The sequence below is a fragment of the Clostridium sp. genome, assembly GCF_036569345.1.
Taxonomy (GTDB): Bacteria; Bacillota; Clostridia; order Clostridiales; family Clostridiaceae; genus Clostridium_AD.
The window spans coordinates 1-10,572 of sequence record NZ_DATCQT010000130.1; the positions used below are offsets into that span (position 1 = coordinate 1).

Here is a 10,572-nt window from a genome sequence, read left to right on the forward strand (position 1 = left end):
GTGTTGTAGAGAGGGTAAAATGAGTGTTTTTTGAAAAGTATTGACATAGGTATGCTGATTGTTATAAAATTCCTGAAATCAATAATTCTAAAAACTCATGCTGATTTTAGGTAGCCTGTTATAAAATTCTTGACATTTCCACCTATGCTTGCTGTTATAGCTATTTGCATATGCATACAATTGTTATGCATAAATATACATTTACATAGCTTTCTTATGTATTGGAGTTTTTAATACCCTTGGAGAATATATTTGATTCTCAGTTAGATTTGTTAATATTTTATCCTTTCTAATAATTGCTTGATGAGTATCATCCAATGATTTCATATTTAAGTCAATAAAGCTGTTCTTCAGCTTCCGTAGAGGTTCAATCTCATTTTTTATACGTCTCCTTTCTTTTCTATTATCACAGATTAATTTAGATAATTTATAACCTTCCGATGCATTAAAATTTCCTTTTTCAATCATATGTAAAATATCTTGCTCCATCAAATCAGTTTGTCTTAATTCGTTATTTAGTCTAATAAAATCACCATTAATATTATTGAATAATAAAAGTAAATCTTCACTGTAGTCTTTAGCTAAACACATTTTATTTTCCTCCTTTTTCTCTGGCAAATTTGGAGCTTGGCTGTTATAAATGTTACAACTTTTCTAAATGGAAAACGTGGGAGCTACAAAATGTCTGGTGTTATAGTAATTAGAAACATTCTAATTAACTTTTAATACCTGATCAAATTTGAATAAACTAGAAGGTTTTAACCTTTTATTTTCTCCAGTGCTCCATAATCTTGTCTTGATGAATGCCCTTTCACCACGTTTCACATTGTAGCCTTTCTGCATCCATTGACCATAGGTATATAGATTATCTCCAGTATATTCAAAACCTTTTTTGATTACTTCTAGATTAATGATTTCTTGATTAGACATTAATACCACTCCTTTTATTTACTCGTTATTGTAATAATGTTGAATTGAAACATAGTTGCAAGGCCCAATAATACGAGAATGTTATATGTTATGTTCCTTCTAACCGACTGATGCTTTAGCATGATGAAAACTCCTTCCATGTTATAATTTTTCTTAAGCTACCATAGCTAACTGTCTTTTGATTATGTATACTTCTAAATGATCTTGATACATAAACCCTTGATCCTGTTTCCCTGCGATGTTATACAATATTTCAGCATTGGTAGAAGTAAACCCTAGCTCCTGGTAGATTACTCTGCTCATGTCTGATACTGTCAAGGTTTGGTTTGATAGGTTAATCTGATATGATAGCATGTTATAACCTCCACATTAATTATATCTTCATTGTAAAGCCTCTTAGAGTACAAAGGAATTTAAAAAGTAGAGAATAGTATAAATTCTTCATAGCTTTTTCACCTCCTGTTAGAGTTTTAATTCTCTTTTGGATATCCTGCAAGCATAATGTTAGTTCTGTTATGCTCTTTATAAGGTATCCAAAAGGGCTTTAATGCCCTAACCTATGTATTATTACTTACTACTTTTGGTATGCCTATGATACCATTTTCAATATCTTTTTCTATTTCTTTTTTGGTGGTTCTTCTATCAATGTATTCTATTGTATTTCTCATTTTATCTATAGACCATAATTCATGGTGAAATTTATTATTGTCTTCATTCTTCTTTTTAATAATCCTGTATGGTTGTTTGTCCTCAATATAATCCTTGTAACCTTCTTCAATCCACCAAATTATTTTATTGTATCTCTCTTTTGTAAAGAATTTTTGTTCCATATACCACTCTTCAAAATCATCCTCGTGTTTACTGCTGTTACAACTTCTACATGAAGGAATGGCATTTCTTAAATCGTTATAACCATCAGTGTCAACATGTTCTCTGTGTAATATTTGATTTTGTGTTCTTTTACTCTCATCTTCTGCCATTCCGCAATATGCACATTCATGATTAAATACTTCTAGTTCTTTTCTCCACTCCGCTTCTGTAATATCATGATTTCTATGATGACTAGAATATTCTATACATTTCTCTGGATGGTCTTTCCTCCATTTCGTCCTATTACCCTTTGATTGTATTTGATTTCTTTTAGAGTATTCCTTCCATTTTGCGGTAGATTCATATTTTCTATGGCTTGCATAACTCCTTTCTTTATTTGCTTGAAATATAATACCTCCCTTTATAATTGCACATTTTTTACACCATGTGTTTAGGCCATCTGGACTTTGTTTACTATTGTAAAAATATTCTAATGTTGCAGGCAACCAAGGATCTTCCTCTGGGAATAAGCTGTTATGATTATTACAAAATTTATGATCTACTCCATTAATTAATTTATGCTTTCTTTCAAACCATTCTTTACTTTTTCTCTCATTAGACTCTAATCTTTTGGCAGTTGTCAATTGCTATTAACCTTCTTTCTTATATATATTGTACATGTCTGTTAAGATGTTCTCTTGTTATACCATTTCTACCACCTCCTTTCAAATTCCCCTTTTAATGGTTATAGTTTGCCTTTAAGATAAGACAATACTTCTTCCAGTATATCAACTTGACCTTTTGTATATTGAGCAATAAAGTTTATCTCGACCCTTTCTAGCTGTTCAATGTGTTGCTCTTGAAGTCTGATTAATTTTTCTTCAATAGGTTTTAAATCCTCTTTAGTAATCATTTTATACACGCTCCTTCTAATTCTTAAAATTCATGATGTAACCTGCTGCTCTGTTATAACCGTTTGTTATACCATTCCTCAAACTTATTCCATTCTGATTCCTTATAGTAAAGATCACTGAGGAATAAATCAGGATTGACTTCTAAATATTTTTCGATGCTGTTATATTTTTCCTCCCCTATTTCTTTTTTAATTTGTTCATACTCTTGCATAATGCTCATTGTTATAAACTTCCTTTCTTTTCTAGTTTTTAAAAAGTCATGATGCAAAATAGGCTTGCTGTTATAATATTTTGAAATATTCCATGCTGTTATATAGCAACCTGTTATAGTAATCCTGAAGGGTAAAACTGTTTTTCGCTCCAACTGATAAACAATGAATCATTTTCCTCGTCATATTCTGAATGTTCTTCAGAGCATGAATCACAAACTTTAATATACGCTTGACTGTCTAATGTTTCAAACTTGATCATGAATTGATTATCATATGATTCCTTACAACATATACATTGTATCATTTTATAACCCCCTTCATATTTTCCGTGTACGCCTTCATAATGGACTTCTAAGACTATAACCTCATTGTATCATTTTATAGTCTTAGAAGGGAATTATGACGTTCCCTATATTGTTATTTACCTGCTAATTGTTTTCTAACTTTTATATATTGTATATAGTCTATTGTAGTCCATTGTATTATTTTTTTGTATCTATCTTCTGTATAATTGGGGTTATGTACACTATACCAGTCTTCTAATAATGCAGTATGTTTGGATGAATTACACCGTCCGCATGATGGAATACAATTGTCTATATAATTACTTCCACCGTGTATAACGTGCTCCTTGTGAAAGTCTCCATTTTTAGTAATTCCTAAACGTGTATAATAATGATCTTCTAATTTTAACCCACAATAGGCGCATTCATTATTAAAATACTGCTTACAGTCGTTCCATTCCTTTTTACTTATAATATGCTCATTGTGAGACTCGCCATATACCTTTAGCTTATCGGGGTTACTTCTTTGCCATTCTAGGGCATAACCTGATTTTCTTTGCCTTATACTCTTGTCTATAAAATACTGTACCATTTCAGGCTTTTCAAAATATTTTTTGTTTATCTCATTACTACGATCAAGGTTATTTTTTCTCCATTCTTTGGCCCTAATATTTACACAATTTTTGCATTCTCTCCTATGATAAATACTACCATCTTTTTTAATTGAATCATAGTATTCTGTTAACTCCTTTAATTCCTGGCAAGTTGGGCAAATTTTAGATTCCATTTATATTTCCTCCTTTCTTTTATATTAGAGTTTTTACTCTATAGAATACGCTAATGTTATAATGTCTTAGTGTACTCTAACAATAAAATCCCATAAGAACATGAATTTATAGGGTTACAAGCTGTTCATTAATCCATCTAATACAAATAATTTTTTCTTTTGAATTGTCAGTATGGAAAATTATTTCTTGATTGCATAATGCACAATAACCACTGGCCAGATTGAATAGATGTTTAGGCAAGTTTAATTTTTTTACCTGCTCCTGCTGCTTTTCGATATTCTCCATTTTAGAAATTTCTTTAATTGTGTTAATCATTTTCAGCACTCCTTCATATTCCAATATATTTATTTTACACTAGCAGGTACACTCATATATACTTCGCCTGTCAAGTCGTTAACGCCTATTACCTGGCCCTTGATTACTAATAACATGTTATTCCCTCCCTTCAATTATTGAATTCATATTTATTACAGTATTGTTTAGCTTGTTCTAAAGTGTCGAACCCTTGACCATTCGACCATTCGCAATCTTGATCTTTAATTCTGGCAATATAGCAAACTGGAAGTTTTACATTTCTTTGTAATGTGCCTTTAACCCAATAAGCATCTTTTACCTGTTCAATCTTATACTCTGTTTTGTATTCAGGATTTTGACTAATGGCATTATAAAAAGGTGAATTTTTAATAAATAACATGCTTTTAACTTCAGCACCACATAACGCACAATTCATTTATATATTCCTTCTTTCCTTTTAAAATTAGCTCCTAGACATATGCAAGCCAGTGTTATAATTATTTGAGCTTGCATATATTTACAACTAACTTTCTAGTCCCAATACTTTGCAGGTAGTAAGATAGTCTTAAAACTAAATCCTGCGCCATATGCCATTCTGTACTCTTCTAACATAAATTTCTTTTCTTCCCTGTCCTTTGCATAGTCACAATGTTCATATGATCTTTCACCTGGACACATAACCAATAATTGATATTTATAACCATGTTCGGGTGCATATGCTTGCGGTTGACTCATTTTTCATAACCTCTTTCTTTTTTGGCTTGTATGCCATAGACTAGCCTGTTATATTTGTTAGGCTAGTTTCGACTAATTAAAGTCTCTTCAGTATGGCTTATTCTTCGTTTTCTTCTTCCTCTTCATATGCTCCAATTTGCACCATATAGTCAATATCATCTTGGTTCAATGTTTCTCTATCCAATTCGTTTTTCAAGTCTTCTTTAAATCCCTCAGCTCCACCATAAGGAAGGGAATAAAAACTTTCTAATGTGTCGCCGTTCATCATTGCAACTTGATATTCTGAATTGGTGAAAAATACATTTCCGCTGTTCATGTTCATCATGATTGTAATTTCTTCTTGTTCGAAGTCTTCTGGAAAACCTTGTTCTCTTGAAGCCTTGAGAAGATCTTCAGCCATTGCGCGTTCTCTTGAACCAAAGTCTGCAAAGTTTGTCGTTGTTGTGTTACTCATAATATTTTACTCCTTTTACTATGCTTGCCGTACTGGTCAAGGCTTATAAGTTGTGGGTTGTTCTCGTTTGTTCTGTTAACTCATTCTATTCTAGTTTGGAGCTTTTTGCAACTACTTACAAAAATTTATTTATATGTAGTTGTTTGACTTGATAACTTGCAAGGCGTTTTTCGTTTGCTCTTCCTTACATTTATTATTATAGAACTTTTACGGTATATGGTCAAATAGCGTATAGACTTATATATCCTTTGTATGGTCTGATTATATGATTATATCTATTATTAGCTATCTATAACGCCTTATTGCTCCATATTGCTATGTTTATTAGAATTATATCTAATTTGTATATCTGTTTAAAACTATGATTTCATTAGGCAATACCATAAAATGAATTGTAAGAGGCTAGAACATGGTTTAAAGGCGTTTAATGTGTTTAGGTATAGGCTAATACTAGTGTATGAATTATGAAAGCGTTAAGGGCCATTTGTGGAGTAGTTAAAAAGCTGCGCTTGTAATATTGGACAAAGAAAAAAGAGCATTTCTGCTCTTTAATTTATACATCCTATGTATTGATCAAAATATTTTTGAGCCATATTTATTGCTTCTTTGTCGCTCACAGCATCAAATATGGTTGTTCCTGATTCCCTTCCATCCCTAATATAAGAATAATGATATTGATTAAGATCATAAGGACTATTTGATAATGTGGCAGTAATATCATTATGCTGAAAATATTTTCTAAATTGTTTCATATTCCAGTTAATAAGATTAAATAAGTTTTCTTCAGCTTCTTGCTTTGTAGCTCCGATTGCTTCAACTCCGAATAGTTTAGAAATGAATTTTTTATAGTTTTGAGACATTTTGTTGGTTTGTTTTGTGGTCACTGGCTTAAACACGTCTAACACTCCTTTAGTTAAATAAGGAAGTTTTTACACTCCCTTATTTTATTTATTTATACTTGATAACAAGAAATTATTTTATAGTCGCTCCCACCAATTGCATTTTTAATAATTTCGCCAACTTCAAATTTTACTGAAGTTATTCCTGTATGAGTCAATCCCTTTAGTGATCCTTTAGTGAATAATTTTGTTACTTCGTATTTCATGTAAAACGCTCCTTCATTACCTCAATTAATTCGTTAACTTATTCTATCATAGTAAAAGTAAAAACACAATACAATTATATCTATTTAGTAAAATAAAAAGACTAGAATTATCTAGTCTTAATTAGCTCCCTATCGCTTGAATTGTCTTTTTCATTGGTATTAATAAAGTGGGATTTCAGGGAATATTTCTTGCAATTCTTCTAAAGAAACATCCCCCTGATTTACTTTAATGTATAAATCATTATCTACAAAAAATGATGTTTCTTTTTCTTGTGTTACTCCAGAAGTATTTTCAAAGGTTTGAAATGTTAAGCGCGATTCTTCAAAAATGTTTCCCTTTTGTATTAAATCGAATTCAATGTAATTTTCCTCCAAAAGAATCAAAATACTTTCTCTAATTGTTTCGGGTTCTAAGTCCTGTATAATAACCTGTTTAGTGAATAATTCATACTCTTGAATACTTGCGCCAACTTCACCAGTTGAAAGATCATAATCTTGAACGTTTTTAACTAGACTAACCTCTAATACATTTACTGAATTTTTCATTTTAAAAACTCCTTCTTTTTCGCTTGCGCGGTTTGTTCTTCCTCTTGTTTACTATATTATACGATATGCAATCATATGTCAATAGGTTACTAATAATTATTTATATGTGATAAAATCCAGTTTTAAGAATTGAGCTATAGGCTAGTTACAGAGCATCAAAACACGATAAAAAGTTGCTTTTATGCTTATATTGATTCTGTTAGGTTTAAAATAGTATGGATGTAAGAATATAAAGGGTAATAGGTTTGAAGAGCTTAGAGGTGGCATTCTGTGGCAGTGATTTTATAATATGAAGGTTGAATTGTGGGAACGTGGGAAAAATGGATAAGAAAAAAGACTAGAATATTCTAGTCAGTGATCAAAGGTAAAAGAAAAAAGAACCTTTTCAGGTTCTTAGATGTCTTATTACTTTAATCTTTTTAAGATATTAGAAATTGTTTCTAACTTTTGGCTATCTGTTAAATCAGAATCTATTAAAACCAATTCCATTAATTCTAATTCTTCGCCCGCTTTTTTAGTCATTAACATTTTAATTATTCCCCTTTCAATTACCTTTGATAATCTAACAATAATTATGATAATTTAATATATTTTGAATCATGGGAAACTTCTTGAACCATATATTCATTATCATTTTTATCATAGAATTTAGAACCAATTCTAAAATTAAACCAATTAATAATTTTTTCGGCATTCTCCTTAAATTCTTGAGTTAGATCATAATTGCTTTCAACTTCATAACCATTGTTGATAATTTTGTAATCCATTTTGCATAACCTCTTTCTTTTTAACTTAATCCCTTAATTACAGTATATACTAATTTAAGCAAAATGCAATAGATATTAGAAAATTATATTACATTAATATTGTGGACTCTTATCCCTAGCAAATATAGGTTTTAAATGTTTTTAAGTTCTCCATACTTTTCATTATTGATTCTATTTATTTCTTGACGTTCTATGTATTTTTCGCAATTCTTAGGGCAGTTTTCTCTTTCTTGCTTTACTACTTGCCAATATTTTTCACCAGTGTATGCGCTAAAATCAGACCTAAATAAAAACCACCTGCAAGCAATTCTGTTACACCTTTTTATCATTTGTTCCACCTCCTTTATAAAAAAGAAAAAGGACTTTTTTTAGTCCTTAGTTGTCTGCATATACTTCAGAATCTTCGAATATATCATCTTTTTTATTATGTGTGAACCAATTTAAAGTTCTGTATAATTCGTTATTAATCCATATATCAAGATCAAGTTTATAACGGTTCTCCTTGTAGCTCATTTTAATCTTTTCAGCTTGATTAATAATAATTCGTTCTATTTTATTATTAACAATATATTCAATGGTATCAAGATTAAGATCATTAATTTTGTTGTCTGTGAGCTTCTGAGCTTCTGGTAAACAACAAGTTAAACAGAATGGGTCACGGACTATTAATGATTTAATTTTATCAAGTTCTAAATTATTTCTAACAAACATGTTTTGACCTCCTTTAAGTTCTAATTCATTATACTCCTGTTAGTGCCAATGTGTCAACATAAACATTTATATTTAACTAATACATTTTAAGAATCAACCTATAAGCCACTTTCAACCCTCCAATTATCCCACGAAATGGGCAATTTATCAAGGTTAATAAATGGCTAAAAACATGCTCTGCTACAACACATAAAAACAAGGTGTTTTTAACATTGGGTATAAGTAAATAAAGAAAAAAGACTCTTTCGAGTCTTAATATTGTATTGTATAACTTAATAGCCAGCTATCATTTTTTCTAGTTACTTCTGCATATTTTACAAAATATAGATATGCATATTGTTTATCATTTTGCATTACCTCATAGACTGGATGACCTTGTTTTGTTTTTAAATAAGTGCTATTTATATGATAAACGTTTTTCCCTATCTTTACTATTTCGCCATCTAATAAATTCTGTTGTTTACTTCCTAGTGCTCTTAAAGTTCTGTGATCTTGCTCAGTTGTTTCAATCATTTTCAAAACTCCTTTTTGTTTCTACTTCTTATATAGTATATTACACTAATAACAAAAAGATGTCAACATAATAATAGTTATATTACATTCATATATTAACCATTTTACAGAATGACTATCCATGCAGGTTACAGAGCTACACAAACCCATAAAACAAGGGTTTAATAGGATAGTATAATAGATTCTAGCCAGTGCCACATAATGCCATATTTAAGCTGTTAGAATGATTAATCAGTATGATTCTATAGGCAAAGAAAAAGATCTAATTAATTATATTATACCCATTCTTGAATATCCGTACATCCTGGTAAAATACACTTGATTGTTTTTATGGCCTCTTCTAAACTTGATCTATTCCAGAAGGTCAATGGATAGAGTTTATCTTGATAGATTGCTGAAAGTTTATATGTGTTCTTAGGTATTGAATTATATTTCATTTGGCGCACTCCTTCATTAATCCCTTTTGATAATCTTCAAATAGTTTTTCTGATTTGTATAATTTCACAAACTCTTTATACTCGTTCAATTCTTCAGCCATTGCCTCCATTGACTGGTGCATAACCCTATTTGATTTTATAAGCTGTTCACCTTGTTTAGTATCAATAAATCTTTCACAGTCGTTTGCTGAATCTTCAGTGATCCATTGATCATCAATATAAGTAATAGTATAAAGATTAATATTGAATTTATTTAGTTGGCGCAAATCAAACATATTTTTTAGCATTGTTTCAAGGTCTAGACAAATTACTTTTTTAAGGTTAGATAGTTCTGAATTAATGGCCTCATCTTTTTCAGTATATTCTATGGAATAAGATACGCTGACTCTTTTTGTATAGTCTGGATGAATTCGCGTTTCTGATTGTTTAATTCTCATAATATTAACCTCTTTCATTAATTAAATTTTATCCCAAATGAATTCGAATCCAGCAGTCTGAAAAAAGAATAATCCATTTTCTGATTTATAGAACTTTACTGCATCGCCTTGCATTTTAGCGACTTGTTTGTATTCTTTCCAACTTTCTCCTTCATCTAAAAGCTCATAGACATCGCATGATTTTAAGAATTCAGCTTCAGATATTTTTTTAGATGTATTCATCATTTCATGCCAGATTAATTCGTTTGAAGGTGTTTTTCTAAATTTATCACAAGCATTAATAAATTTTAGCATTGTTAAAACTCCTTTGTTGTAACGTATAAAATATTTAATGCATTATCATCTTTTAAAACATCATAACCTTTTATAGAATTGGTTCCGTTCTTAGTGAATACGCCTAACCATTTCCCAGACATATCATGATATGACATAATCCTGAATTCTTCGCCATCTTCGTTGATAATAGTATTAGAATAAGTGTTTGTAATCTCCTGATATGTGGAATTTGAAACCCTACATATCATTTCATTAGTATGAGCTATTTGAGGGAATAATGAAGGTATAAGAACTGATATTGATAAGGTTATAACTGCTATTAATTTAATCATTTGTGAATTCCTTCTTTCATTTCTTTA

At 30.3% G+C, this 10,572-nt stretch carries 23 protein-coding genes; all 23 read right to left on the reverse strand.

The window, feature by feature from the left end; all coding sequences use genetic code 11:
- Positions 1-201: 201 nt before the first annotated feature.
- Positions 202-591, reverse strand: a complete 390-nt coding sequence (locus VIM70_RS12360) for a hypothetical protein (RefSeq protein ID WP_331946067.1) — start codon at positions 589-591, stop codon at positions 202-204.
- A gap of 120 nt (positions 592-711) precedes the next feature.
- Positions 712-930 (reverse strand): hypothetical protein, encoded by a 219-nt coding sequence (locus VIM70_RS12365; RefSeq protein ID WP_331946068.1) that lies wholly within the window; start codon positions 928-930, stop codon positions 712-714.
- A gap of 153 nt (positions 931-1,083) precedes the next feature.
- Positions 1,084-1,284 carry a hypothetical protein gene (locus VIM70_RS12370; protein WP_331946069.1) on the reverse strand — a complete coding sequence of 67 codons (201 nt, stop codon included), beginning with the start codon at positions 1,282-1,284 and terminating at the stop codon, positions 1,084-1,086.
- A 203-nt stretch (positions 1,285-1,487) separates the two neighbouring features.
- The gene (locus VIM70_RS12375) at positions 1,488-2,384 is read right to left on the reverse strand and encodes an HNH endonuclease (protein ID WP_331946070.1); all 897 of its coding nucleotides are present in this window, start codon (positions 2,382-2,384) and stop codon (positions 1,488-1,490) included.
- A gap of 101 nt (positions 2,385-2,485) precedes the next feature.
- Complete coding sequence (locus VIM70_RS12380; protein ID WP_331946071.1) at positions 2,486-2,653, reverse strand: hypothetical protein; 168 nt, start codon at positions 2,651-2,653, stop codon at positions 2,486-2,488.
- 53 nt (positions 2,654-2,706) lie between these two features.
- Positions 2,707-2,874, reverse strand: coding sequence for a hypothetical protein (locus VIM70_RS12385; protein ID WP_331946072.1), 168 nt, complete (start codon positions 2,872-2,874; stop codon positions 2,707-2,709).
- 104 nt (positions 2,875-2,978) lie between these two features.
- Positions 2,979-3,170 (reverse strand): hypothetical protein, encoded by a 192-nt coding sequence (locus tag VIM70_RS12390; RefSeq protein ID WP_331946073.1) that lies wholly within the window; start codon positions 3,168-3,170, stop codon positions 2,979-2,981.
- Positions 3,171-3,283: 113 nt separating this feature from the next.
- Complete coding sequence (locus VIM70_RS12395; RefSeq protein WP_331946074.1) at positions 3,284-3,937, reverse strand: HNH endonuclease signature motif containing protein; 654 nt, start codon at positions 3,935-3,937, stop codon at positions 3,284-3,286.
- A gap of 106 nt (positions 3,938-4,043) precedes the next feature.
- Positions 4,044-4,253: a hypothetical protein gene (locus VIM70_RS12400; protein WP_331946075.1), complete on the reverse strand. Its 210-nt coding sequence runs from the start codon at positions 4,251-4,253 to the stop codon at positions 4,044-4,046.
- Between the two features lie 130 nt (positions 4,254-4,383).
- Positions 4,384-4,668: a hypothetical protein gene (locus VIM70_RS12405; protein WP_331946076.1), complete on the reverse strand. Its 285-nt coding sequence runs from the start codon at positions 4,666-4,668 to the stop codon at positions 4,384-4,386.
- 95 nt (positions 4,669-4,763) lie between these two features.
- Positions 4,764-4,967: a hypothetical protein gene (locus VIM70_RS12410; protein WP_331946077.1), complete on the reverse strand. Its 204-nt coding sequence runs from the start codon at positions 4,965-4,967 to the stop codon at positions 4,764-4,766.
- 97 nt (positions 4,968-5,064) lie between these two features.
- Positions 5,065-5,421 (reverse strand): hypothetical protein, encoded by a 357-nt coding sequence (locus VIM70_RS12415; protein WP_331946078.1) that lies wholly within the window; start codon positions 5,419-5,421, stop codon positions 5,065-5,067.
- A 548-nt stretch (positions 5,422-5,969) separates the two neighbouring features.
- On the reverse strand, positions 5,970-6,317 hold the full coding sequence (locus VIM70_RS12420) for a hypothetical protein (protein ID WP_331946079.1): 348 nt from the start codon (positions 6,315-6,317) through the stop codon (positions 5,970-5,972).
- Positions 6,318-6,373: 56 nt separating this feature from the next.
- Positions 6,374-6,526: a hypothetical protein gene (locus VIM70_RS12425; protein WP_331946080.1), complete on the reverse strand. Its 153-nt coding sequence runs from the start codon at positions 6,524-6,526 to the stop codon at positions 6,374-6,376.
- Positions 6,527-6,685: 159 nt separating this feature from the next.
- Positions 6,686-7,072: a hypothetical protein gene (locus VIM70_RS12430; RefSeq protein ID WP_331946081.1), complete on the reverse strand. Its 387-nt coding sequence runs from the start codon at positions 7,070-7,072 to the stop codon at positions 6,686-6,688.
- Positions 7,073-7,644: 572 nt separating this feature from the next.
- Positions 7,645-7,839 carry a hypothetical protein gene (locus VIM70_RS12435; protein WP_331946082.1) on the reverse strand — a complete coding sequence of 65 codons (195 nt, stop codon included), beginning with the start codon at positions 7,837-7,839 and terminating at the stop codon, positions 7,645-7,647.
- A 131-nt stretch (positions 7,840-7,970) separates the two neighbouring features.
- Positions 7,971-8,168, reverse strand: a complete 198-nt coding sequence (locus tag VIM70_RS12440) for a hypothetical protein (protein WP_331946083.1) — start codon at positions 8,166-8,168, stop codon at positions 7,971-7,973.
- Between the two features lie 46 nt (positions 8,169-8,214).
- The gene (locus VIM70_RS12445; RefSeq protein WP_331946084.1) at positions 8,215-8,550 is read right to left on the reverse strand and encodes a hypothetical protein; all 336 of its coding nucleotides are present in this window, start codon (positions 8,548-8,550) and stop codon (positions 8,215-8,217) included.
- A gap of 252 nt (positions 8,551-8,802) precedes the next feature.
- On the reverse strand, positions 8,803-9,063 hold the full coding sequence (locus VIM70_RS12450; protein WP_331946085.1) for a hypothetical protein: 261 nt from the start codon (positions 9,061-9,063) through the stop codon (positions 8,803-8,805).
- 275 nt (positions 9,064-9,338) lie between these two features.
- On the reverse strand, positions 9,339-9,500 hold the full coding sequence (locus VIM70_RS12455; protein WP_331946086.1) for a hypothetical protein: 162 nt from the start codon (positions 9,498-9,500) through the stop codon (positions 9,339-9,341).
- Positions 9,497-9,937 (reverse strand): hypothetical protein, encoded by a 441-nt coding sequence (locus tag VIM70_RS12460; protein WP_331946087.1) that lies wholly within the window; start codon positions 9,935-9,937, stop codon positions 9,497-9,499. Before VIM70_RS12460 ends, VIM70_RS12455 begins: the two co-directional genes overlap by 4 nt.
- A 21-nt stretch (positions 9,938-9,958) precedes the next feature.
- Positions 9,959-10,231, reverse strand: coding sequence for a hypothetical protein (locus VIM70_RS12465; RefSeq protein WP_331946088.1), 273 nt, complete (start codon positions 10,229-10,231; stop codon positions 9,959-9,961).
- A gap of 2 nt (positions 10,232-10,233) precedes the next feature.
- Positions 10,234-10,545, reverse strand: coding sequence for a hypothetical protein (locus VIM70_RS12470; RefSeq protein ID WP_331946089.1), 312 nt, complete (start codon positions 10,543-10,545; stop codon positions 10,234-10,236).
- Positions 10,546-10,572: the final 27 nt, after the last annotated feature.